The following is a 21,879-nucleotide window of genomic DNA, read 5'->3' on the forward strand; positions in this document are numbered from 1 at the left end:
GCCATTCCAGGCAGGAAAGTTCAGGCCATGACCGCGACCAATCCCATCGACGCGCTGCTTGCCGAAAAGGGCGTGCTTTTGGCCGACGGCGCCACCGGCACCAATCTGTTCGCGATGGGTCTCGAGGCCGGCGAAGCGCCTGAGCTGCTTAATGAGACGTCACCCGAGACCATCACCAGCCTGCATCAGAACTTCGTCGATGCCGGCGCCGATATCATCCTCACCAACTCCTTCGGCGGCACCCGCCACCGGCTGAAGCTGCATCATGCACAGGATCGCGTTCACGATCTGAACAGGCGCGCCGCCGAAATTGCCCGCTCCGTCGCCGACAAGGCCGGCCGCAAGGTGATCGTCGCCGGCTCGGTCGGTCCTACAGGCGAATTGCTGGTGCCGCTCGGCGCCATGACCTATGACGATGCGGTCGATGCCTTTGCCGAGCAGATCGAGGGTCTCAAGGCCGGCGGCGCCGAAGTCGCCTGGATCGAGACGATGTCGGCGCCCGACGAGATCCGCGCCGCGGCGCAAGCCGCCATCCGCGTCGGCCTGCCCTATACCTATACCGGTTCCTTCGACACCGCCGGCCGCACCATGATGGGGCTGTTGCCGAAAGATATCCACGGTGTTGCCGATGGGCTGTCGCAGGCTCCGCTCGGCGTCGGCGCCAATTGCGGCGTCGGCGCTTCCGATATCCTGGCGTCGCTCCTCGACATGACCGAGGCGAAGCCGGAGGCGACGGTGATCGTCAAGGGCAATTGCGGCATTCCGGAATTCCGCGGCGCGGAGATCCACTATTCCGGCACGCCCGAGCTGATGTCCGATTATGTGCGGCTTGCGGTCGATGCCGGCGCCAAGATTGTCGGCGGCTGCTGCGGCACCTCGTTCGCCCATCTTGCCGCCATGCGCAAGGCGCTTGACGCGCACACCAAGTCGACCCGCCCGACCGTCGAGACGATCGTCGAGCGCATCGGCCCGATGCGCAACAAGGTGGCGACAGCAAACACTGCCGAAACCAGCGAAGGCCGCCGCGAACGCAGGCGCAGCCGCGCCTGACAGGGCCGGTTATTTGCTGTTTTCGGCGTAGCGCGACAGCGCCGTGTTGAAATCGACAACGACGCCGTCCTGGCTGCCGGTGCCTATCGTCATCAAGGCACCCGATGCACCAGGGTCGGTGATCTGTTCCAGCATCACGCGAAAACGGTCGTTGTTGAGCGCCGAAAGCGCCGTGTTGCGAGCCGCGTCGACATCGTTCCTGATGCGCGCGGATTCCGCTGAAGGAGCGGACGGTCCCCGCACCGGCGCATTGGTCGCCGTCGAGCTCGCGTTTCCGATTGTCGTGATACGCACTGCCGATCCCTCGAACCCTAATCAGCACTGACTAACGGAAGCTGATTGCGATGATATTCCGGAAAAGCCGCGCAATTTAACGATCGCAAAAAAGGCCGGCAGATTATCTTGCCGGCCCTTCGTTTCAATCGCAATGTTCTACTTGTTGCCTTCCAGCGATGAGGCCAGCCGCACCAGCGACAGGAACTCCGCCCTGTAGCCGAACGGATCGGCGCCGCGCGCGGCATTGGCGATCTCCGCGATCCGGTCGTAGCCGAAATTCGCCGTCTGATCCTCGTCGCGCAGCTTCTGCCCGAAGGCCGCGACCGCGACCGAGAAACGCTGGTCGGCGCCGGCCGCGTCGAAGGACTTGACCTCATTGGCGGCGGTCACCGGCGTGGTGATCAGCTTCGAATCGTTCTCGTTCGGCAGCTTATAGCGGATCTTGACGAAGGCATATTCGTCGGCGTTGGCGACGCCGCCATTGTCGACCTTGGCCTGGCCGTAGCGCAGCGGATCGACCTGTTCGCCGCCGCTGCCCTTCGGCGTGATCTCATAGACCGCCGTCACCGAATGGCCGGAGCCGATATCGCCGGCATCGACGCGGTCATTGTTGAAATCCTCGCGCTTGAGCGCCCGGGTCTCATAACCGACCAGCCGGTACTCCGAGACCGCGGCCGGGTTGAACTCGACCTGGATCTTGACGTCCTTGGCGATGGTGAACAGCGTCGAGGACGCATCATCGACCAGCACCTTCTGGGCCTCGGCAAGCGTGTCGATATACGCGGCCGTGCCGTTGCCGTTCTGGGCGATGGTCTGCATCATCCGGTCGTTCAGATTGTCGCGTCCGAAACCGAACACCGACAGAAAGACGCCGGTCTTGCGCTCGCTCTCGACCAGCCGCTTGAGATCCTCGTCATCGGTCTGGCCGACATTGAAATCGCCGTCGGTGGCGAGCATCACGCGGTTGACGCCGTCCTTGACGAAGGATTGCTGGGCGAGCTTGTAGGCTTCACGGATGCCTTCCTCGCCGGCCGTCGAGCCGCCGGGGGACAGATTGTCGATGGCGGCGAGGATCTTCTGCTTTTCCGCCGCTTTGGTCGGCATCAGCACCGTGCCGGCATTGCCGGCATAGGTGACGATCGAGACGGTGTCGTCCGCCTTGAGCTTGCTCACCAGCAGCCGGAAGGCGGATTTGAGCAGCGGCAGCTTGTCCGGCTCGTCCATCGAGCCCGAGACGTCGATCAGGAAGACAAGATTGGCCTTGGGCTGCTCGGCCGGCTTCACGTCGAAACCCTTGATCGCGACATGCATCAGCTTGGTGTGCTCGTTCCACGGTGTCGGCATGACGGTGACGGTCGAGTTGAACGGCGTCTTGGCCGAATCCGGGCCCTTCCAGTCATAGGGGAAGTAGTTGATCATCTCCTCGACCCGCACCGTGTCGGCCTGAGGCAGCGCGCCTTCCTTCAGCGAGCGCCGCACGAAGGAATAGGAGGCCGTGTCGACATCGATCGAGAAGGTCGAGACGGGGTCCTGCGCGGTCTCATGCACCGGATTGGTCTTGAAGGTCTCGATGCGGTCGCGGTTTTCATCCTGCGGCCGCATCTGATCGGCCGGCATGGGCGCGGGCTGCACCATCAGCTTGGATTGGCCGATGGCGCCCGCCGCGCGTTTGAGCTTCGCCGCATCGCCTGGCGCCGAAAAGCCCATTCGAACCACACCATCGCCCGACGCGGCTTCGCCGCCAGCAGGCTGCGCCGGGGCGGGCGTGGGCATCGCCTCAGGCGCCGCCTCCTGCTTGAGCAGGCTGTCGACCTCGGTCGCCGGTTTGGCCGGCGCTGCCGGTACCACTTGTGAATTCGCCCGGGTCTCGGCGTCCGCGTCGGCCTTCTTTTCCTTGGCGGGCGCCGCTGCCAGCGGCTCGTTGATCGCGGGTTGTTCCGGCACAGGCTTCTGCGCCGCCGGCTTGTCGGCCAGCGTCTCGGTGACCGTACCGTTCCCGCCGACGGCCGGCGGCTGCTCCTTCAACATCTCAAAAGCGGCGTAGCCGGCGATAGGCAGCGCGACCAGCGCGGTGATGGCCGGCGTGGCAATGAGTTTCCGTTGCATGATTTCTCTCCAGAGCTTTCTTGCTCGCTCCGTGAGACGAAGGCTTGCGGACGTTCCTTGGGGGATAGTTGAAATTTTTTCGTCGTGGTCGAAGGCCTGCATCGCGGCGGCAAGCGCGCGCGCCTTCGCTTCGCCGTCCGGCGCCGGTACCGCGATGTCACGCAGCCTTTCGAGTTCGTTGTCGTCGACCATGGTCACACTTCCCCGGCTGAACGCATCAGCAATTTCAGCCGTTTCTTCGCTTCATGGATGTGCCAGGAAACCGTCGTCTCCGAGATCGCCATCACCTCCGCCGCCGCCGCGTGGTTGAGACCTTCGCCATAGACCAGCAGAACCGCGTCACGCTGCTTGTCGGGCAGCACCCGCACCGCCGCCCACAGCGCCTCGGCCGGATCGTCGGCCTCCGCCGACGCCTCGCCCGCGATCAACGCATAGGCGCCAAAGGCATCGGTCTTGGCTGTGTCGCGGGCGCGCTTGCGCATCATGTCGCGTGCCGCGTTCAGCGTCATGGCATAGAGCCATGTCGTGAAGGCGCCGCTGCCCTGATAGTCGCCGATCGCGCGGCCGAGCCGCACGCAGACGTCCTGGGCGATGTCTTCGGCGTCGGCCTTCTTGCCGCACCAGCGATAGGCGGCGCGATAGACGAAGCCATAGTGCCTTTCGAGCAATGTGCCGAAAGCCCCCCTGTCTCCGCCCCTCGCCCGCCCGATCAATTCGGCATCGGAGGCATCGCCGTCGTCCAGCATCATCGCCATCATTTGCCTGTTGGACGAAGGCTAATGACCAATCCTTGGGGCGATGGAAAGATTTTTTTGCGGCAGCGCATTTTCCTTCTCCCCGTGAACGGGGAGAAGGTGCCCGAAGGGCGGATGAGGGGCAGCGCTGCCGCCCAGAGATCATGGCTCAGCCCAATGTTTCACCGAAAAACGCCGTCAGCCGCCTCCAGTGGCGCTCAGCGCCAACCTCGTCATAGACGCTGTGGTCCCTGACGCACCAGCCATGGCCGACGCCGACATAGTTCTCGATGATGTGGTCGACTTCTGCGACCCTGAGCGCCTCCGCCAGCCGCGCCGACTGTTCCGGCGGGAAGCTGCGGTCGACGCCGGCAACCCCGACATAGACGCGCGCCTTGATCGACACAGCCTTGCGGTGCGGGCTGTCGGGCGCGTCGCTGGCCAGATTGCCGCCGTGGAAGCTTGCCGCGGCGACGATGCGGTCGGGATGGGTCGCGGCCGCGTTCAGCGCCCGCGCGCCGCCCATGCAATAGCCGACGACGCCGATCGGCCCGCCGACGCCTTCAGCCGCAAGCGCATCGAGGAAGGCGGCGTTGTCGCGGATGGTCATGCCCTGCGTCGTGCCGCCGCTCAGCACCGACAGCGCAGCCTTGGTCTTTTCTTCGGCAAAGGCGGTTTTGGGATCGAACGGGCCATAGGGCGCATAGCGGTAGAAGAGATCGGGCACCAGCACGGCATAGCCATGCCCCGCGAGGCGCTCGGCCATCTGGTCGAGCGCCGGACGCGGACCGAAAATATCCATGTAGAGGATGACGCCGGCCTTGGCCGGCGCGGCTGGACGAAACAGCCGTGCCTTCGCCGTGCCGTCCTGGGTCTTGATCTCGATGTCCTGCTTCGTCATTGCGCGCTCCGCCGGTTGCCAGGCGATAGATATCCGCGACGCCCGCCAGGGCAAGCGGCAACCTGTCGATCGCAGTCAAGTTTCCGTGCGGTTCGGAAGAACGCTTAAAGTTCGGCGAACGCCACCATATGGAAAGCCTGGACATCGGCCGGATAGCGATATTCAGCGCCATAGGGACAGGCGTTGCGGTCGAGGCAGCCGCCGGCGCGGCAAGGCGCACCGCCCGTGCCATGCACATGCGCCAGGCACGCCTGGTGCGCGAAGCCGTCCACCGAATAGGCGCCGACCGGACAAGATTTTAGGCAGGGTTTCTCGATGCATGCGTCGCAAAGGTGAATCGCTGCGTCAGCTTCGGGTATCGCGATCTCCTGCTCGAACAACAGCGCGCCGCGATAGGCATGCCAGAGCCCGTACTCCGGATGCATGAGGATGCCGAGCGGCGAAGGCTTCAGCCCTTCAGCGCGCATCGCCCATTGCTGGAATGGCAGATAGGGCCGGTCGGAAGGCGAAACGGCGCGCGCGCCAAAATCTTGCGCCACTGCAACGATCACTTCGCGAGACCAGGTGTCGAGCGGATCGGCTATTGGTTGCGGTTGTCTCTTGAGCCAACGCTGGAAATGCGGCCAGGGTGCCGCGCCCGCCTGCCCGACCAGCAGCACCGATTTGGCTGGAGCACCCGAAGGTCCGGCAAGCACCGGTTCACCATCCGCGAAGTTGAAGCCGCCTCGAAGGATCAGGCCATTCGCCGCGAGCGCGGTCGCGATCTTCCCGACCGGACTGAGGGAAAAAGTCATCCCTTCTCGTCCGGGTCAGAGAAAGCGCTCCGCCAGACTTCCTTGTGGATGATGTTGGCGACTTTAGCCCCGCCTGACTCGGGCTCCTTTCAAGTGAAGGCGTCGGGCATCGACCCCTTCTTCTTGGCGATGAAATCCTTCAACGCCTCGTCGATCGACGGATCGAGATGTGGCGCCTCATAGCTTTCCAGCCAGCGGCGGGCGAGCTCGTTGGCGCGCTGCGGCGCGGTCTTTTGGCCCTCTGCCAGCCACTGCTCGTAGGAATTGTTGTCGGCGATGTTGGAGCGGTAGAAGGCGGTCTGGAAATTCGCCTGGGTGTGATCGCAGCCGAGATAGTGGCTGCCCGGACCGACCTGGCGGATGGCGTCCATCGCCTGGCCGTTTTCCGACAGGTCGACGCCCTCGGCGAATTTCTGCTGCATGCCGAGCTGGTCGATGTCCATCATGAATTTTTCATAGCAGGAGGCGAGACCGCCTTCGAGCCAGCCGGCCGAATGCAGCACGAAATTGGTGCCGGCAAGGATGGTCGAGTTGAGCGTGTTGGCGCTTTCATAGGCCGCCTGCGCATCCGGAACCTTCGAGGCGCAGAGCGAGCCGCCGGTGCGGAACGGCAGGCCGAGCCGGCGCGCGAGCTGCGCCGCGCCGTAAGAGACCAGCGACGGCTCCGGCGTGCCGAAAGTCGGCGCGCCCGACTGCATCGAGATCGACGAGGCGAAGGTGCCGAACAGCACCGGCGCGCCTGGCCGGATCAGCTGCGTGAACGAGGCGCCGGCGAGCACTTCGGCGAGCACCTGCGTCAGCGTGCCGGCGACCGTCACCGGGCTCATCGCGCCGGCCAGGATGAAAGGCGTGACGATGCAGGCCTGGTTGTGGCGCGAATAGACCTTCAGCGCGCCCAGCATCGTCTCGTCGAACACCATCGGCGAATTGGCGTTGATCAGGCTGGTCAGCACGGTGTTGTTCTCGACGAAATCGTCGCCGAACACGAGCTTGGCCATCGCCACCGTGTCCTCGGCGCGTTCCGGCGCGGTCACCGAGCCCATGAACGGCTTGTCGGAATATTTGATGTGGCTGTAGACCATGTCGAGATGGCGCTTGTTGACCGGCACGTCGACTGGTTCGCACACCGTGCCGCCCGAATGATGGATCGACGGCGCCATATAGGCGAGCTTCACGAAATTCTGGAAATCCTCGATCGTGGCGTAGCGGCGGTTGCCGTCTAGGTCGCGCACGAAGGGCGGGCCGTAGACCGGCGCGAACACCGTCGCATTGCCGCCGATCTGTACCGAGCGCTCCGGATTGCGTGCGTGCTGGGTGTAGATCGAAGGCGCGGTCTTTAAGAGCGAGCGGCAGAGGCCCTTGGGGAAGTGCACGCGCTCGCCTTTGACGTCGGCGCCCGCCTCTTTCCACAGCGCCAGCGCCTCGGCGTCATCGCGGAAAATAATGCCGATTTCCTCAAGCACCGTGTCGGTGTTCTTCTCGATCAGCGCCAGGCCTTCCTCGTTGAGGACCTCGTAGACGTTGATCTTGCGCTTGATGTAGGTGAGCTGGGTGCCTGGACCGCCGCCCGAACGGGCGGCCCGGCGTGCCGCCGCGCCGCCGCTGGCGCCGCGTCCGCGTCGTCCACCCGACGCTTCCTGCTCGACTGCAGCGTTATCGCTCATGATCGTTCTTCCTATAACTTGGCCTGAATTGGCTTGGCGGCCCTTCGTCGCCGCTTCTTGCCGGATCGTAGCCATGCACCCTATTGGAAACGGCCCGCCAGCGCCAACGCCTGTCGCAAAATCGACAAGAAAAGCGCCAACTTTTCAGTCGCTTTCCTTTTGCGGGAAGTCGCAAATCAGCTATGGATGCGCTGCCCTCGCGGGTTAGGTATTGGCGCATCGATTTTTAAGCTGCCGCAGTCATTCCGAGCAGCAAGGAGCCCGAGAAAAATGTCCGACGACGAGATCATCCTTTCCGAGCTTTCCGATGAGGAACTCGTGCAGCAGATGCATGACGACCTCTATGACGGGCTGAAGGAAGAAATCGAGGAAGGCACGCGAATCCTGCTCGAGCGCAATTGGGCGCCCTACAAGGTGCTGACCGAGGCCCTGGTCGAAGGCATGCGCATCGTCGGCGAGGATTTTCGCGACGGCATCCTGTTCGTGCCGGAAGTGCTGCTTTCGGCCAACGCCATGAAGGCCGGCATGTTCATCCTGCGTCCGCTGCTTGCCGCTACCGGCGCGCCGAAGCAGGGCAAGATGGTGATCGGCACCGTCAAGGGCGACATCCACGACATCGGCAAGAACCTCGTCGGCATGATGATGGAAGGCGCCGGCTTCGATGTCATCGACCTCGGCATCAACAACGCGGTGGAGAAATATCTCGACGCAATCGAGCAGCACCAGCCCGACATCATCGGCATGTCGGCTCTGCTCACCACCACCATGCCTTACATGAAGGTCGTGATCGACACGATGAAGGAAAAGGGCATCCGCGACGACTATGTCGTGCTGGTCGGCGGCGCGCCGCTGAACGAAGAGTTCGGCAAGGCCGTTGGCGCCGACGCCTACTGCCGCGACGCGGCGGTGGCGGTCGAGACCGCCAAGGACTACATGAAGCGCAAACACAACGTTCGCGCCTCCGCCTGAACCAAGGCATCAGGATGGACAGACGAGAAAAGCCGCGCCTTGCAGCGCGGCTTTTTTGTTCCCAGATGATGGACGGGGCTGCCGATCAGTTGACAGTGTCCTTGACCGCCCTTGCGGTCGATTTGACATCCTTGCCGACACCCCGAATTGTGTTGGCGCAGGCCGTGAGTGCAAGCGCGCAGGCAAGGATGGCCATCGGCGCGATGCGTAGCAGTTTCATGGACGGTGTCTCCCTGGACAGATAAATTACCTCGCAGCAACGAAAGCCGGCTCGACTTGGCCAAAACGCAAAAAACGAAACCGAATCAAACAGACAGGCTGCTCGTCATCGCCTGCGGGATGATTGCGCGCGAAGTTTTGGCCGTCAAGCAACGGCTTAAGCTCGACCATCTCGATCTGACCTGCCTGCCGGCCGAGTTCCATTTCTATCCGGACCGCATCGCGCCGGCCATGGACAAGGCGATCGAGAAGGCCAAGGCGGACGGCTACGGGCACATCTTCGTCGGCTATGCCGATTGCGGCACCGGCGGCCTGCTCGACCGCGTCATCGAGAAGCACGGCGTCGAGCGCATGGCGGGGCCGCACTGCTTCGCCTTCTATCAGGGCATGGATACCTACGCGAAGGTCGCCGACGACGACATGATGTCGTTTTATATGACCGACTTCCTCTGCCGCCAGTTCGAGGCTTTTTTCATCAAGCCGCTCGGCCTCGACCGGCATCCCGAATTGATCAAGGATTATTTCGGCAACTACCAGAAGCTGATCTATCTCGCCCAGACCGACGATCCGGAGCTTGACAAGGTCGCCGAGAAAGCCGCGGCCATGCTCGGCCTCGCCTATGAGCGCCGACCGACCGGTTATGGCGACCTGACCGTGGAACTGGCGCGGGCGGCACAGAGCGCTGCCTGAGGCCGTCACGCCCCCGCTTCGAGCGCCGCCAACACATCGGCGAAGCTGGTCTGGCAAACAAAGCCCAGCCGCTCCCTCGCCCGCGACGGATCGTAGACGCGGTCGATCGAAGAGAACATCGTCCAGCCCTTCCTGGCATAGAGCCTCGGATAATCCGGGAAATAGCGCGCGACAACTGATGGCGCGTTGGCGATCAGTTCGACGCAATCCTCCGGCTGGAACGGCGTCGGCGCCGAGATGATGAAGGTATCGAAACCCAGTTGCGGGGTTTTCTCCAGGGCCGCGACATGGGCTTCGGCCGCATCCTCCACAGTCAGCCGCCGGAACAGCAACTCGTTCGCCTTGGTGTTGGCGTCCGACTGCTCGATCGCATGCGCCATGTCGTCGGCTTCGGGAAAGAAGCGCGCCGTGCGCAGCACGACCACCGGCAATCCATGCTCGATATTATAGAGGCGGCAGAGATGCTCCGCTGAAAGTTTCGTCACGCCGTAGATGTTGCGCGGCTCTGGCGACATCTCCTCCGTCAGCCAGGCTGCCTTGCGCGCGCCACCCTGGAAGCCGGCGCGGATCGCCTGCGAGATCATCAGCGACGTCGTCGAGGTGAAGACGAAACGCTGGACGCCATATTTGGTCGCCGCATCGAGCAGGTTGAGCGTCCCTTGCACATTCGTCGCGACGAAATCGGCATTTTCTCGGTGCTCGATGTTCGGCTTGTGCAGCGCGCCGCTGTGAATGATGGCCTCGATGCGATTGTCGCGGACGATCTTCAGGACGAGATCGCGATCCGCGATCGAGCCGACGACTTGGGTGCGCGCCGAGGCAACCGGATCAAGGCCGATGACATCGTGGCCGAGCGCCTTGAGCCTTGGCTCAAGCTCGCTGCCCAGCCAGCCGGACGATCCCGTAAGCAATATCCGCATCGATCAAACCGTCATTTTTCCGAGTTTACGCTGTTAAGCACGGATGACAGAGGATCGCGAACCGGTAAGTTGTGCGCCAGCGATAGAACGAAATTTTGTTCCGGCCATTGATTTGAGGAAGCACGTTCATGACCCCTCGCCTGCTTATTGCCGCCCTCACCCTCACCGCCTTCACTTTGCCCGTCCATGCCGATGGCCAGGTGCAGAAGCTGATCACGGCCGCCGACAAGGCGCGACTGGATAAGTATGGCGAGACGCGCAAGGCAGCCCTCGATGAGGCCAAGGCCGGCGATCCGGCGGAAGTCAAGCAACTGCATGCGCTGCTCGCCAGGCCGCTTGTCGCCTTCTCCGACAAGGATCTCACCGGCAACTGGAAGTGCCGCACCATCAAGGCAGGCGGCTTGAGCCCGCTTGTCATTTATGGCTGGTTCAAGTGCAAGGTCACCGACGATGGCTCCGGCTGGCGGCTTGCGAAGATCAGCGGCTCGCAGCGCACCAACGGCCGCTTCTTCGACGACGGCGAGAAGCGCGCCATCTATCTTGGCTCTTTTTCTGTGAACAACGACAAGGCCAAACCTTATGCCAGCGGCCCCGAAAGCGACCAGGTCGGCTACGCCTTCCGCAACAGTGCCAACGGGTGGCGGATCGAATTCCCCGCGCCCTATTACGAATCGAAACTCGACATCATGGAATTCAAGCGCTGAGCCGGGCCTTTCATGCCTGACTGAAGGCTTTCGGGCACACCAAGGATTAACCCGCGCCGAATAGCATCGACCCGTTTTTCAGAGCGGGTGCCTGCCATGGCGGCGTCGAAATCCAGTACGCGACCAATCGTCGTCGTCACCGAGGGCGGCTCGCATATCTGGGCCATCGTCAACGCGGTCGCCGATCGCGTCGACCCCGTTAGCGTCGTCCTCGAAATCCCTGAATCCAAAAAGCGCTTGCTCATCGGCCGCGCGCGGCGCCAGGGCTGGGTCTCGGCCATCGGCCAGCTTGGCACCATGGTGCTGACCAGGCTCGGCAAGCGCTTCCTTGCCGGCCACGCCGCGCGACTGATTGCCGAGGAGAAGCTCGACACCGAGCCGCGGCAAGGCCAGACGATCATCCATGTGCCATCCGCCAACGGGCCGGAATGTCTTGAGGCCGTCACGAAGATCAATCCGGGCGTTGTCCTCCTGGCCGGCTGCAGGCTGCTATCAAAGGATACGCTGGCGAAGATGCCTTGCCCCGTTCTCAACTATCATGCCGGCATCGCCCCAAAATATCGCGGCATGAATGGCGGTTATTGGGCCTTGGTGTCCGGCGACGTGCAAAACTTCGGCACCACCGTGCATCTGGTTGACGCCGGCGTCGACACCGGTGGCGTGCTCAAGCAGGCGCGCGGCAAGCCCAAAACGGGCGACACCATTGCCAGCTACGCGCTGCGCCAGGCGGCGTTTTCGCGCGATATCTGCGTCGAAGCGGTGAGCGACGCTCTGGCCGGAAAGCTCACCACGATCGATCCGGGCCTGCCGTCGAAACAGTGGTATCATCCGCCGATCTGGGTCTATCTCTGGACCGGCCTGACCATGCGCGTCTGGTAATCAGCCGGCAACGGAATTCAGCATTCGCTTTGCGTCATCGACAGCGTCGCTTTTGAAGGCGCGCGCGTCGTCCCATAACAAGCGGCCCAACAGCGCATGCGGCAATGCTCGACAACTTCGAGGAGTTGAGAATTCATGGCCGATCTGATCGTCGTCTACTGGCGCGACATCCCCGCCCAGGTCATCGTCAGGAAGGGCCGGCAGAACGCCAAGCGCGAATTGCCGCTGCGCTTCACCGAGGCGATCGACATGTGCGCCATGCGCACCGGCGCCGGCGGCACCGACGACTATCTGGCCGAGTGGCGCAAGGCCGACCCGGTTCCGGTCGGCGACGACATCGAGGCGGAGGTCGAGAAGGCCTATCAGGAACTCGACACGAAATATGACCGCGAGCGGCTGGTCGCTCTGGTCAAGGCTGGCGGGAAAGAAAATGTCTGAGACGATCCCAGTCAAGGAAGGGCCGGCGGTTACCCAGGCCACTTTGGTCAAGAAGGCAGCGCCGAAATCCGACTACAAGCCCGCCGACGTGTCGCCGCAGCGTCGCGTCCAGCGCACCTTTGCTGTGAGATTATGGTCTATCCGCCACTCGCGACTGCTGGAATGGTTCTACGGCAGGTTCGCCGACGTTTTCCTGCTCTTGCATCCTTTGTGGAAGGGCATCGGCTACGGCCGCGTCGAAGCTCCGGTGAAATTCGTCGAGAAGCGGGTCAAGGGCTTCATGTTCGACTGCCGCATGTGCGGCCAGTGCGTCCTTTCGTCGACCGGCATGTCGTGCCCGATGAACTGCCCCAAGCAGTTGCGCAACGGCCCTTGCGGCGGCGTGCGCGCCAACGGCAATTGCGAGGTCGAGCCGGACATGCCTTGCGTCTGGGTCAAGGCCTGGGAGGGCTCACGCAACATGGTCAATGGCGACAAGATCCTTACCGTGCAGAAGCCGGTCGATCAGTCGCTGCGCGAAACCTCGGCCTGGCTTAGGGTGACCGCGCAGGCCGCCGCCGCGCGTGAAACGAAGCAGAACCCCGGAGCTTCGGCATGAACGCCCGCCAGCGCGACGAGAACCCGGCCGGCATCCACCTGCCGCTCGATCCCCTGCCCGGCCACACGTCGCGCGGCCGGCTGGAGCGCGTGCTGCGCCGCGGCGAATTCGCGGTGACGACCGAGCTCAACCCGCCTGACAGCGCCGATCCGGAAGACGTCTACAACCGCGCCAGGATCTTCGACGGCTGGGTCGACGCCATCAACGCGGTCGATGCCTCGGGCGCCAACTGCCACATGTCGTCGGTCGGCATCTGCGCGCTGCTCACCCGGATGGGTTATGCGCCGATCATGCAAATCGCATGCCGCGACAAGAACCGCATCGCCATCCAGGGCGACGTGCTGGGTGGCGCCGCGATGGGCGTCGCCAACATGCTGTGCCTCACCGGCGACGGCGTGCAGGCCGGCGACCAGCCCGGCGCCAAGCCGGTGTTCGATCTCGATTCCATGTCATTGCTCGAGACCTGCCGCATCATGCGCGACAACGGCAAGTTCCTGTCCGGCCGCAAGCTGACGACGCCGCCGCAGCTCTTCCTGGGTGCCGCCGTCAATCCGTTCGCGCCGCCTTTCGATTTCCGCCCGATCCATCTCGGCAAGAAGATCGCCGCCGGCGCGCAGTTCGTGCAGACGCAGTATTGTTTCGACGTGCCGATGTTCAAGACCTTCATGCAGAGCGCGCGGGACTTGGGGCATACGGAGAAAGTCTTCATCCTGGTTGGCGTCGGCCCGCTGGCCTCGGCCAAGACGGCGAAATGGATCCGCTCCAACGTGCCGGGCATCCATATCCCCGATGCGGTGATCAAGCGGCTGGAAGGCGCGCAGGACCAGAAGAAGGAAGGCAAGCGGCTCTGCATCGACATCATCAACGAGGTCAAGGAAATCCCGGGCGTCGCCGGCGTCCATGTGATGGCCTATCGCCAGGAGGAATACGTCGCCGAGATCGTCGATGAATCCGGCGTGCTGAAAGGTCGCCAGCCGTGGAAACGGGAGATCCGCCGCGACGACCAGCTCGTCGCCAACCGCCTGGATCACATACTGCACGACGACCTGACCGAAACCCAGGTGGACATGGTGAAGACCGCGCATTGACGGCGGCTGGCACGCATTCGCTTGAACAAAATCAGATAACGATATAAAGAACTCTTTATATCCCTACGGAGAGATTGCATGACCCGCACCATCGTCGCCTCGGCGACCCGAGAAATCGTCATCGGCTTCGATCAGCCCTTCTGCGTGATCGGCGAACGCATCAACCCGACCGGTCGCAAGAAGCTCGCCGCCGAGATGATCGCCGGCAATTTCGAGACCGTCATCAAGGACGCATTGGAGCAGGCAGCCTGCGGCGCTACCATGCTCGACGTCAATGCCGGCGTCACCTCGGTCAACCCGAATGAGACGGAGCCGGGTCTGTTGGTTCAGACGCTGGAGATCGTGCAGGGACTGGTCGATCTGCCGCTGTCGATCGACTCTTCCGTCACCGCCGCGATCGAGGCCGGACTGAGGGTCGCCAAGGGCCGCCCGCTGGTCAACTCCGTCACCGGCGAGGAAGAAAAGCTCGAGGCCATCCTGCCGCTGATCAAGAAATACAACGTTCCGGTCGTCGCCATCTCCAACGACGAGACCGGCATTTCGATGGACCCGGATGTCCGCTTCGCCGTCGCCAAGAAGATCGTCGAGCGTTGCGCCGATTTCGGCATTCCCGCGCATGACGTCGTCGTCGACCCGCTGGTCATGCCGATCGGCGCGCTGGGCGATGCCGGGCGCCAGGTGTTCGCGCTGCTGCGCCGCCTGCGCGAGGAGCTCAAGGTCAACACCACCTGCGGCCTCTCAAACATCTCCTTCGGCCTGCCGCACCGCCATGGCATCAACGCCGCCTTCATCCCGATGGTGATCGGCGCCGGCATGACCTCCGCGATCATGAACCCGGTCCGTCCGCAGGAAATGGAAGCCGTGCGCGGCGCCAACGTGCTCAACGGCACCGACGAGAACTGCACCAACTGGATCCGCACCTACAAGGACTACAAGCCGGCCGAAGGCGGTCAGGCGGTTGCGGCGCCAACGGCGGTCAACGCGCCGGGCGAAGGCGGCGGCAATGGTGGCCGTCGGCGCGGCGGCCGTGAAGCCCGCATGGCCAGGGGATAAGCGTGCAATCGTGAGCCGCATCGCAAACAGCGCCGAACCGGTCGCATCGCCGATGCGGTCGGACAGGTCTGCTTTGTGCTCAGGCCATGCCCAATATGGCGTCGAACAACGCCATTCCTGCCCACGATCCAAAGATGCCGGTGACGCCGCCGATGATGAAATCATCGTCATAGGCGGGCCAGTATGCATGCAGCAGCAACGCTCCGACGATTGCGCCGAGAATCCCGGTGGCCAGATATTGCGGATTGCGCAGCCACGAGCCCTTGATCACGCGCACCATGGTGAACGCGGTGAAGACGGCGGAGAGCAGCAGATCCGACATGTTTGGCCCCTGGACCAACGGACACTCCACCCAATAGTAAAACGATCCGTTAAACGGCATCGGCAATTGCCATCGAGACGCGTGCCAGCATGAACCCTCCGCACAACATCACCGATCCGCTCGTGCTGTTCATGCCGTCAGGCAAGCGCGGCCGGTTCCCGGTTGGAACGCCCGTGCTCGATGCCGCCCGCCAGCTTGGCGTCTATGTCGAAAGCGTTTGCGGCGGCCGCGCCACTTGCGGTCGCTGCCAGATCGAAGTGCAGGAAGGCAATTTCGCCAAGCACAAGATCGTCTCATCCAACGGCCACATCTCGCCCAAGGGCGCCAAGGAAGAGCGCTACGAGCGCGTGCGCGGCCTGCCCGAGCGGCGCCGCCTCTCCTGCTCGGCGCAGATCCTCGGCGACCTAGTCGTCGACGTGCCGCAGGATACGGTCATCAACGCCCAGACCATCCGCAAGGATGCCGACACCAGGGTGATTGCCCGCGATACGGCGATCCGCATGTGCTATGTCGAGATCGAAGAGCCCGACATGCACAAGCCGCTCGGCGACGTCGACCGGCTCAAGATCGCCCTGATGAAGGACTGGGGCTTCAAGAATCTCGAATTCGACTTCTACCTTATGCCGCAGGTGCAGGGCATCCTGCGCAAGGGCAACTGGGCAGCCACCGCCGCCATCCACAAGGATGCCGACAGTGACATCGCGCGCGTCATCGCGCTGTGGCCCGGCCTGAAGAACGAAGCATACGGCCTTGCCTGCGACATCGGTTCGACCACCATTGCCATGCATCTGGTGTCGCTGCTGTCCGGCCGCGTCGCCGCGTCCTCCGGCACGTCCAATCCGCAGATCCGCTTCGGCGAGGATCTGATGAGCCGCGTCTCTTATGTGATGATGAACCCGGACGGCCGCGAAGGCATGACGGTTGCCGTGCGCGAAGCCGTGTCCGGCCTCGTCGACAAGGTCTGCGCGGAAGGCAATGTCCAGCGCAACGACATCCTGGATTCCGTCTTCGTTGGCAATCCGATCATGCATCACCTGTTCCTCGGCATCGATCCGACCGAGCTTGGCGGCGCGCCCTTCGCGCTTGCCGTCTCGGGTGCGGTGCGCATCAAGGCCTCAGATATCGGCCTGAAGCTCAACCAGGGCGCGCGGCTCTACATGCTGCCCTGCATTGCCGGCCATGTCGGCGCCGATGCCGCCGCCGTGACGCTGTCGGAAGGCCCGCACCGCCAGGACGAGATGATGCTGATCGTCGACGTCGGCACCAATGCCGAGATCGTGCTCGGCAACTCGACGCGCGTCGTCGCGGCCTCCTCGCCTACCGGCCCCGCCTTCGAGGGCGCCGAAATCTCCGGCGGTCAGCGTGCCGCCCCCGGCGCCATCGAGCGCGTGCGCATCGATCCCGATACGCTCGAGCCGAAATACCGTGTCATCGGCTCGGAAATATGGTCCGACGAAACCGGCTTCATCGACAGCGTGCAGGCGACAGGTGTCACCGGCATTTGCGGCTCCGGCATTATCGAGATCGTCGCCGAAATGTATCTCGCCGGCATCATCTCGGAAGATGGTGTCGTCGACGGATCACTTGCCGCGCGTTCGCCACGCGTCGTCGCCAACGGCCGCACCTTCTCCTACGTGCTGAAGGAGGGCGAGCCGAAGATCACCATCACCCAGAACGACGTGCGCGCCATCCAGCTTGCCAAGGCAGCGCTCTATGCCGGCACCAAGCTGTTGATGGAAAAGCAGCACACCGACCATGTCGACCGTATCCATTTCGCCGGCGCCTTCGGCTCCTTCATCGATCCGAAATACGCCATGGTGCTCGGCCTTATCCCCGACTGCGACCTCGACAAGGTCTCGGCCGTCGGCAACGCCGCCGGTGCCGGCGCCCGTATGGCGCTGCTCAATCGCGGCTACCGTCGCGAGATCGAGGAGACGGTAAGCCGAATCGAGAAGATCGAGACGGCGCTCGAGCCGAAGTTCCAGGAGCACTTCGTCTACGCCATGGCGCTACCGAACAAGGTCGATCCCTTCCCCAAGCTGTCGGCCGCGGTGAAGCTGCCGCCGCGCAAGGCGATGAGCGAGGACGGCACCGCCGGCGACGCCACCCCGCGTCGGCGCTCGCGAGAAGAGCGCGCGGCACGGCGCGGTCGCGACTAGTGCTTTCACTGTTTCACGGAAACGGCGAAACGCCCTATCTCTTTGTTTTTACGCAATTCCGGACGGAAAACCGCTCACACTTTTCCTGGAATTGCTCTACAGCGAGGCTTTGACCGGCCTCATTCCGCGGCCCCGGCGGCCGTGGCGCGTTTTGCTTTCACGACACCCTTGTTGCGTTGCGGGTGCAGCAGCCCGATCAACGGCTTTTCGACAACCAGATAGAGCATCGCCGAGAACACAAGCGTGACGACCAGGATCGTTGCCGGCTGCAACGCCGCCGGGATTCCGATCCTCAAGACGATACCGGTCGTCAGGACGCCTGCCACGACATGCCATAGATAGATCGAATAGGACGCATCGCCGAGAAAGCTGGGCAAAGCAGCGGGCTTGAACGGCCGGGCTCGCTCCGCAAAAACCGCGCCCGCCACAATCAGTGCGGCCGGAAGCCCCCAGCGCAAGGCGCGAGGCACGTCGGCATCGAACAACGGACTGGCCGCAAGGAAAAGAAATCCTACGCCAATCATCGCCAGCGCCATTCCGAGCGGAAGTCTTGCGCCCTGGAGCCACAAGCGCGCCACAATGACGCCGGCCGCGAACTCGAGCACGACAGGATCGGTGAAGGCACGTGCGTATCCTGTGGGGAAAACGAAATGCAGCGCGACGATGGCCACGAGGGCGCCGGTAAGAACGCCGAACCGCCGGCGCTCCCCGAGGAACAGGACCAGCGTGAAAACGAGGTAGAACATCATTTCATAGCAAAGCGTCCAACCTTGTATGACGATGGGATGCAGCGCGTTCTCCTGCAGAACCGGCAGGAAGAACAGCGAGCCCACGAAATTGGCGACACTGAAGAAATGGCCGTAGAAGAACTGCGGCTTGATCAGGATGCCCGCCGCGGTCAGGAACGTGACGATCCAGTACAGAGGCACGATGCGGGTGATGCGGCGTCCCATGAAACGCCAGGGATCGGCCGGCCTGCCGGCCGTCGTCACCCACATGATGAAGCCGCTGATCACAAAAAAGATGTCCACGCCGGCTGCTCCGACGTCGAACGGTCCGCCGAACTGCTCGCTGACATGGAAGCAAACCACCGCGCACGCGGCCAGGCCCCGCAGATACTGAATACTGTGGATGCTCGTCACGATGCTCCGGTCCAAATCGCGCTATGTTGCAGCGCATACAATCCCCCATCGCATTGCACAATAACAATGCAGCCGCTCGCCGCTGTCAACGGCCGATGGCAGTTATCGGATGGAAATCGACATACCGGCCGGCTTAATTCGTTTGTATGCAAATGTTTCCGGATTCGGGCGATCCGGAAACCGAAACGCTGTTTTCGTGAAATCGATCCGATACATGCGTGAGCGATTTAACGGACATCGAACGGCGGCCGGATACCATGCATGTCACCCAAAAGTGCTCCGCGGTTTTGGGAGAACGACATGCACGCAATAGTCCTCGGCCGCCGCTGCACTTCAACGGAGATGAAAAATGTCGATGTTCGGAAATCTCGGCCGCTTCGGTGTCACCATCAGGCAGGCCCATTCACGCAGCAAAGCGATCCGCGCGCTGAACAGCCTGCCGGCGCATGTCCAGAAGGATATCGGCTGGCCGGCTTCGCCGCCGAGCGATCCGCAGGCAGCCCTTCATAAGCTGCTTCTGGGCACGCCGCGCTGATGACCTTCGCCGACAGATGCAAGCTGCTCGGCAAGCGCCGCGGCCGGAACGCGGCCTCGGCGACCGGCGACAACAAATTGCGCGCAACGCTCCTGCCGAAGCGGCGTTGACGTTGCCACCATCGGATCACGCTGATGTGCCAGCGTGAATCCTTGACATTTTTAACTGAGGTACAATCTTCGCATAGCAGGGGAATTCTCTTAGTCGGCTTTGCCGAGATCCGTGTATCCGCATGCCCAGTTTGAAAAGCCATCTCGTTTCGTTCGTTCTCCGGCACAGCCGCAAGAAGGCCTTTTCCAGTCCCGAAAACCTGCAGCGCTGGATCGCTTACGCCCGCAAAACCGAGGACCATCATCCGCCCGCCTTGCTCAAGGCGCGGCTGGACATCGCCGAGACCGAAATCGACGGCTTTCCCGTCTACCAGATCGCCCCGAAAGCGGGCGAACGCCGGCGCATCCTTTACATGCATGGCGGCGCCTTTGTCTTTCAGATCACGTCCTATCATTGGGGGCTGATCGCCGAGATGGCCGAGCGTCTCGGCTTCGGCGTCACCGTGCCGGTCTATCCGATCGCGCCGGAGCACGATTTCCATGACATGTTCGGCATGGTCGGCAACGTCTACCGGCGCATGCTCGAGGAGACCGGCGCTGAGGACATCGCCTTCATGGGCGATTCCGCCGGCGGCAACATGGCCGTCGTGCTGACCATGATGGCGGCCGAGGAGGGCCTGCCCTCGCCATCGCGTCATGTGCTGATCTCGCCCGGTCTCGACGTTTCGCTTGCAAATCCCGAAGTCTTCGAGGCCGAGCGGCAAGATCCGTGGCTGGGTATTCCGGGTGGACTGGAAGCGGTGCGGCTCTACAGCGCCGGCTTCGACCGCAACGACTGGCACATCAGCCCGCTTTATGGCGACCTCTCCGTGCTGCCGAAGACGCTGCTGCTGACCGGTTCACGCGACATGCTGACACCAGATAACCTCATCTTCGCCGAAAGGGCGCGGGCCGCCGGCGTCGAGGTGGACGTGGTCTACGAGGAAGGCATGTTCCACGTCTGGCCGCTGATCGAGATGCCCGAAGCGCGGCGCGCTCGCGACTCTATCGTCGATTTCCTGAGCGTTCCGACGCCAGCCCGAGTTCGCGCTCAACGCGGGACAAAAGCTGCTTTCGCAGCCCGCCCCGCACCCGCCGCCGAATAGCTCAGAACTTGCCGCTTTCCCGGAACAGTTCGAACGTCGCCCGGATGTGGTCGGCGACGGCCTTCACAGGCGCGCTGGCGTCGGGCGCCACTACCATTGCGAGATTGTAGGTGCCGATATCCGGCATGCCGTCCTTGGCGCCCAGCGAAACCATATCGTCGCCGAGGAATGATTTCGGCAGCGGCGCCACCGCAAGGTCGGCCATGATCGCGGCGCGCTGGCCGGCCGTATGGGCACTCATATAGGCGATACGGTAGTTGCGGCCCTCGCGTCCCAGCGCTTCCAGTGCTCCTGCCCGCCAGGCACAGCCTTCCTCCCACAGCGACACCGGCAGCGGCTCGCGCAGATGCGCGCAGCCGCCCTTGGCGCCGGCCCATACGATCGGCTCGGTCAAAAGCACCTCGGCGCCGATCGCGCTGGTCTTGTAGGAATTGGTCAGCAGCGTGATGTCGAGCGCGCGGTCGTCCATGCGGCGGCGCAGATTGATGCTCTGGTCGATGGTCACGTCGACGGCGATCGACGGATGCGACTGGGCAAAACGCTTCAGCACATGCGGCAACACGCGCTCGCCATAGTCGTCCGGCGAACCCAGGCGCACCACGCCGACAATGTCGGGAATGATGAACTTAGACACCACCTCGCGGTTGATCGACAACAGCCGGCGGGCATAGCCGAGCAGCATCTCGCCATCCGTGGTCAGCGTCACCGATCGGGCGTCGCGTGCGAAAACGGAACGGCCGAGGATGTCCTCCAGCTTCTTGATCTGCATGGAGACAGCCGACGGCGTCCGGAACACCGCATTGGCGGCGGTGGTGAAGCTGCCGGTCTCGGCAATCGCCACGAAGGTGCGCAGCACATCGAGGTCAAGCAGCGGCAAGGGATGATTGAGCGGGGCGTTCATGGGAGTCAGCCTTCAATTTTTCTGATGCGATCGATCATTCCATTTCGTTTGATTGAACATCACTCCAGGCGCATAGTCAACTCGATCGATGCGGGATGCCGCCCAAAGCAGCCACCAAACGACCCTGACACAGTCCTGCAATCGATATGAAATGAAGCTGAAACAGACCTGACTTAACACATCGCCGGGCGCCTCCCTGCCCGCGTAGAGGAGAAAGAAATGTCTATCCTGTCATCCATCGGTCGGCTTGCGACCGAATTCAGCGCGGCCCGTGCCCGCTACCAGACCGAACGCGCCATCCATGCGCTGCCGATCGAACTGCAGAAGGATATCGGCTGGCCGGAAGCCGCCGACGCCAAGACCGGCTTGCGCTTCGGCGTGGGAAGCTGGGCCGGAGCAAAGTAATCAAGTGTATAAGGAGTTCTGAGGGCCTGCCGCGTCAGCTCGGCGGGCCTTTTGTTTGCACTCAAATGACTTTTCCAGCCATGCAGCCGCTGCATGACGCATATGAACTACCCGCATAGCGGGTTAATAAGTCAGTT

General features: G+C 63.0%; 24 protein-coding genes. 13 read left to right on the forward strand and 11 right to left on the reverse strand.

The genetic code is table 11. From position 1 onward, the window contains the following. The first annotated feature begins 27 nt into the window (after positions 1-27). The gene (gene bmt / locus RFM68_RS05410; RefSeq protein WP_320231666.1) at positions 28-1,050 is read left to right on the forward strand and encodes a betaine--homocysteine S-methyltransferase; all 1,023 of its coding nucleotides are present in this window, start codon (positions 28-30) and stop codon (positions 1,048-1,050) included. A gap of 9 nt (positions 1,051-1,059) precedes the next feature. Here the strand turns inward: bmt and RFM68_RS05415 are convergent, their stop codons facing one another. The 6 genes from RFM68_RS05415 to RFM68_RS05440 form a co-directional block, all read right to left on the reverse strand. Further along, on the reverse strand, positions 1,060-1,344 hold the full coding sequence (locus RFM68_RS05415) for a hypothetical protein (RefSeq protein ID WP_320231667.1): 285 nt from the start codon (positions 1,342-1,344) through the stop codon (positions 1,060-1,062). Positions 1,345-1,482: 138 nt separating this feature from the next. Continuing rightward, positions 1,483-3,624 (reverse strand): YfbK domain-containing protein, encoded by a 2,142-nt coding sequence (locus RFM68_RS05420; protein WP_320231669.1) that lies wholly within the window; start codon positions 3,622-3,624, stop codon positions 1,483-1,485. Between the two features lie 2 nt (positions 3,625-3,626). Beyond that, positions 3,627-4,187: an RNA polymerase sigma factor gene (locus RFM68_RS05425; RefSeq protein ID WP_320231842.1), complete on the reverse strand. Its 561-nt coding sequence runs from the start codon at positions 4,185-4,187 to the stop codon at positions 3,627-3,629. A gap of 148 nt (positions 4,188-4,335) precedes the next feature. Then, positions 4,336-5,067, reverse strand: a complete 732-nt coding sequence (locus tag RFM68_RS05430) for a dienelactone hydrolase family protein (RefSeq protein WP_320231670.1) — start codon at positions 5,065-5,067, stop codon at positions 4,336-4,338. Between the two features lie 104 nt (positions 5,068-5,171). Further along, complete coding sequence (locus RFM68_RS05435) at positions 5,172-5,861, reverse strand: hypothetical protein (protein WP_320231671.1); 690 nt, start codon at positions 5,859-5,861, stop codon at positions 5,172-5,174. A gap of 89 nt (positions 5,862-5,950) precedes the next feature. Next, entirely contained in the window at positions 5,951-7,525 is a 1,575-nt protein-coding gene (locus tag RFM68_RS05440; RefSeq protein ID WP_320231672.1) for a trimethylamine methyltransferase family protein, read from the reverse strand. Between the two features lie 270 nt (positions 7,526-7,795). Between RFM68_RS05440 and RFM68_RS05445 the strand changes: the two genes are divergently transcribed. Beyond that, entirely contained in the window at positions 7,796-8,494 is a 699-nt protein-coding gene (locus RFM68_RS05445; RefSeq protein WP_320231673.1) for a cobalamin B12-binding domain-containing protein, read from the forward strand. Positions 8,495-8,579: 85 nt separating this feature from the next. Here RFM68_RS05445 and RFM68_RS05450 read toward each other — a convergent pair whose 3' ends face one another. Further along, on the reverse strand, positions 8,580-8,714 hold the full coding sequence (locus RFM68_RS05450) for an entericidin A/B family lipoprotein (protein ID WP_036258641.1): 135 nt from the start codon (positions 8,712-8,714) through the stop codon (positions 8,580-8,582). Between the two features lie 56 nt (positions 8,715-8,770). Here RFM68_RS05450 and RFM68_RS05455 point away from each other — a divergent pair, with 56 nt between their 5' ends. After that, positions 8,771-9,403: a DUF1638 domain-containing protein gene (locus RFM68_RS05455; RefSeq protein ID WP_320231674.1), complete on the forward strand. Its 633-nt coding sequence runs from the start codon at positions 8,771-8,773 to the stop codon at positions 9,401-9,403. Positions 9,404-9,408: 5 nt separating this feature from the next. Here RFM68_RS05455 and RFM68_RS05460 read toward each other — a convergent pair whose 3' ends face one another. Beyond that, a complete protein-coding gene (locus tag RFM68_RS05460) occupies positions 9,409-10,323 on the reverse strand; it encodes an NAD-dependent epimerase/dehydratase family protein (protein WP_320231675.1) in 915 nt (304 codons plus the stop codon). Positions 10,324-10,451: 128 nt separating this feature from the next. Here RFM68_RS05460 and RFM68_RS05465 point away from each other — a divergent pair, with 128 nt between their 5' ends. The 6 genes from RFM68_RS05465 to RFM68_RS05490 all read left to right on the forward strand — a co-directional run bounded on the left by RFM68_RS05465 (position 10,452) and on the right by RFM68_RS05490 (position 15,083). Then, positions 10,452-11,027: a DUF4893 domain-containing protein gene (locus tag RFM68_RS05465; RefSeq protein ID WP_320231676.1), complete on the forward strand. Its 576-nt coding sequence runs from the start codon at positions 10,452-10,454 to the stop codon at positions 11,025-11,027. Positions 11,028-11,123: 96 nt separating this feature from the next. Beyond that, positions 11,124-11,906 carry a formyl transferase gene (locus RFM68_RS05470; protein WP_320231677.1) on the forward strand — a complete coding sequence of 261 codons (783 nt, stop codon included), beginning with the start codon at positions 11,124-11,126 and terminating at the stop codon, positions 11,904-11,906. 135 nt (positions 11,907-12,041) lie between these two features. Next, on the forward strand, positions 12,042-12,344 hold the full coding sequence (locus RFM68_RS05475) for a virulence factor (protein WP_320231678.1): 303 nt from the start codon (positions 12,042-12,044) through the stop codon (positions 12,342-12,344). Then, positions 12,337-12,942, forward strand: coding sequence for a methylenetetrahydrofolate reductase C-terminal domain-containing protein (locus tag RFM68_RS05480; RefSeq protein ID WP_320231679.1), 606 nt, complete (start codon positions 12,337-12,339; stop codon positions 12,940-12,942). Before RFM68_RS05475 ends, RFM68_RS05480 begins: the two co-directional genes overlap by 8 nt. Beyond that, entirely contained in the window at positions 12,939-14,030 is a 1,092-nt protein-coding gene (locus RFM68_RS05485; RefSeq protein ID WP_320231680.1) for a methylenetetrahydrofolate reductase, read from the forward strand. Before RFM68_RS05480 ends, RFM68_RS05485 begins: the two co-directional genes overlap by 4 nt. Positions 14,031-14,108: 78 nt before the next feature. Then, the gene (locus RFM68_RS05490) at positions 14,109-15,083 is read left to right on the forward strand and encodes a methyltetrahydrofolate cobalamin methyltransferase (RefSeq protein WP_320231682.1); all 975 of its coding nucleotides are present in this window, start codon (positions 14,109-14,111) and stop codon (positions 15,081-15,083) included. Positions 15,084-15,162: 79 nt separating this feature from the next. Here the strand turns inward: RFM68_RS05490 and RFM68_RS05495 are convergent, their stop codons facing one another. After that, positions 15,163-15,405, reverse strand: a complete 243-nt coding sequence (locus tag RFM68_RS05495; RefSeq protein ID WP_320231683.1) for a hypothetical protein — start codon at positions 15,403-15,405, stop codon at positions 15,163-15,165. An 89-nt stretch (positions 15,406-15,494) separates the two neighbouring features. On the opposite strand from RFM68_RS05495, the gene RFM68_RS05500 reads away from it, so the two are divergent. Then, the gene (locus RFM68_RS05500; protein ID WP_320231684.1) at positions 15,495-17,564 is read left to right on the forward strand and encodes an ASKHA domain-containing protein; all 2,070 of its coding nucleotides are present in this window, start codon (positions 15,495-15,497) and stop codon (positions 17,562-17,564) included. Between the two features lie 119 nt (positions 17,565-17,683). Here RFM68_RS05500 and RFM68_RS05505 read toward each other — a convergent pair whose 3' ends face one another. Then, positions 17,684-18,721, reverse strand: a complete 1,038-nt coding sequence (locus RFM68_RS05505) for an acyltransferase family protein (RefSeq protein ID WP_320231685.1) — start codon at positions 18,719-18,721, stop codon at positions 17,684-17,686. A 334-nt stretch (positions 18,722-19,055) separates the two neighbouring features. Here RFM68_RS05505 and RFM68_RS05510 point away from each other — a divergent pair, with 334 nt between their 5' ends. Both RFM68_RS05510 and RFM68_RS05515 read left to right on the forward strand, forming a co-directional pair. After that, positions 19,056-19,241, forward strand: a complete 186-nt coding sequence (locus tag RFM68_RS05510; protein ID WP_320231686.1) for a hypothetical protein — start codon at positions 19,056-19,058, stop codon at positions 19,239-19,241. 232 nt (positions 19,242-19,473) lie between these two features. After that, positions 19,474-20,436: an alpha/beta hydrolase gene (locus RFM68_RS05515; protein WP_320231687.1), complete on the forward strand. Its 963-nt coding sequence runs from the start codon at positions 19,474-19,476 to the stop codon at positions 20,434-20,436. Position 20,437: 1 nt separating this feature from the next. Here the strand turns inward: RFM68_RS05515 and RFM68_RS05520 are convergent, their stop codons facing one another. After that, entirely contained in the window at positions 20,438-21,337 is a 900-nt protein-coding gene (locus RFM68_RS05520; RefSeq protein WP_320231688.1) for a LysR substrate-binding domain-containing protein, read from the reverse strand. 219 nt (positions 21,338-21,556) lie between these two features. Between RFM68_RS05520 and RFM68_RS05525 the strand changes: the two genes are divergently transcribed. Continuing rightward, positions 21,557-21,742 (forward strand): hypothetical protein, encoded by a 186-nt coding sequence (locus RFM68_RS05525; RefSeq protein WP_140646602.1) that lies wholly within the window; start codon positions 21,557-21,559, stop codon positions 21,740-21,742. Positions 21,743-21,879: the final 137 nt, after the last annotated feature.

This window comes from Mesorhizobium montanum (assembly GCF_033977145.1).
Lineage (GTDB): Bacteria > Pseudomonadota > Alphaproteobacteria > Rhizobiales > Rhizobiaceae > Mesorhizobium > Mesorhizobium montanum.

What these genes read in the sequence shown, in the direction of transcription:
- bmt (WP_320231666.1), top strand. Translation starts at nt 28, where the DNA reads ATGACCGCGACCAATCCCATCGACGCGCTGCTTGCCGAAAAGGGCGTG.
- RFM68_RS05420 (WP_320231669.1), bottom strand. Translation starts at nt 3,624, where the DNA reads ATGGTCGACGACAACGAACTCGAAAGGCTGCGTGACATCGCGGTACCG.
- RFM68_RS05425 (WP_320231842.1), bottom strand. Translation starts at nt 4,187, where the DNA reads ATGGCGATGATGCTGGACGACGGCGATGCCTCCGATGCCGAATTGATC.
- RFM68_RS05430 (WP_320231670.1), bottom strand. Translation starts at nt 5,067, where the DNA reads ATGACGAAGCAGGACATCGAGATCAAGACCCAGGACGGCACGGCGAAG.
- RFM68_RS05435 (WP_320231671.1), bottom strand. Translation starts at nt 5,861, where the DNA reads ATGACTTTTTCCCTCAGTCCGGTCGGGAAGATCGCGACCGCGCTCGCG.
- RFM68_RS05440 (WP_320231672.1), bottom strand. Translation starts at nt 7,525, where the DNA reads ATGAGCGATAACGCTGCAGTCGAGCAGGAAGCGTCGGGTGGACGACGC.
- RFM68_RS05445 (WP_320231673.1), top strand. Translation starts at nt 7,796, where the DNA reads ATGTCCGACGACGAGATCATCCTTTCCGAGCTTTCCGATGAGGAACTC.
- RFM68_RS05450 (WP_036258641.1), bottom strand. Translation starts at nt 8,714, where the DNA reads ATGAAACTGCTACGCATCGCGCCGATGGCCATCCTTGCCTGCGCGCTT.
- RFM68_RS05460 (WP_320231675.1), bottom strand. Translation starts at nt 10,323, where the DNA reads ATGCGGATATTGCTTACGGGATCGTCCGGCTGGCTGGGCAGCGAGCTT.
- RFM68_RS05465 (WP_320231676.1), top strand. Translation starts at nt 10,452, where the DNA reads ATGACCCCTCGCCTGCTTATTGCCGCCCTCACCCTCACCGCCTTCACT.
- RFM68_RS05470 (WP_320231677.1), top strand. Translation starts at nt 11,124, where the DNA reads ATGGCGGCGTCGAAATCCAGTACGCGACCAATCGTCGTCGTCACCGAG.
- RFM68_RS05475 (WP_320231678.1), top strand. Translation starts at nt 12,042, where the DNA reads ATGGCCGATCTGATCGTCGTCTACTGGCGCGACATCCCCGCCCAGGTC.
- RFM68_RS05480 (WP_320231679.1), top strand. Translation starts at nt 12,337, where the DNA reads ATGTCTGAGACGATCCCAGTCAAGGAAGGGCCGGCGGTTACCCAGGCC.
- RFM68_RS05485 (WP_320231680.1), top strand. Translation starts at nt 12,939, where the DNA reads ATGAACGCCCGCCAGCGCGACGAGAACCCGGCCGGCATCCACCTGCCG.
- RFM68_RS05490 (WP_320231682.1), top strand. Translation starts at nt 14,109, where the DNA reads ATGACCCGCACCATCGTCGCCTCGGCGACCCGAGAAATCGTCATCGGC.
- RFM68_RS05495 (WP_320231683.1), bottom strand. Translation starts at nt 15,405, where the DNA reads ATGTCGGATCTGCTGCTCTCCGCCGTCTTCACCGCGTTCACCATGGTG.
- RFM68_RS05500 (WP_320231684.1), top strand. Translation starts at nt 15,495, where the DNA reads ATGAACCCTCCGCACAACATCACCGATCCGCTCGTGCTGTTCATGCCG.
- RFM68_RS05510 (WP_320231686.1), top strand. Translation starts at nt 19,056, where the DNA reads ATGTCGATGTTCGGAAATCTCGGCCGCTTCGGTGTCACCATCAGGCAG.
- RFM68_RS05515 (WP_320231687.1), top strand. Translation starts at nt 19,474, where the DNA reads ATGCCCAGTTTGAAAAGCCATCTCGTTTCGTTCGTTCTCCGGCACAGC.
- RFM68_RS05520 (WP_320231688.1), bottom strand. Translation starts at nt 21,337, where the DNA reads ATGAACGCCCCGCTCAATCATCCCTTGCCGCTGCTTGACCTCGATGTG.
- RFM68_RS05525 (WP_140646602.1), top strand. Translation starts at nt 21,557, where the DNA reads ATGTCTATCCTGTCATCCATCGGTCGGCTTGCGACCGAATTCAGCGCG.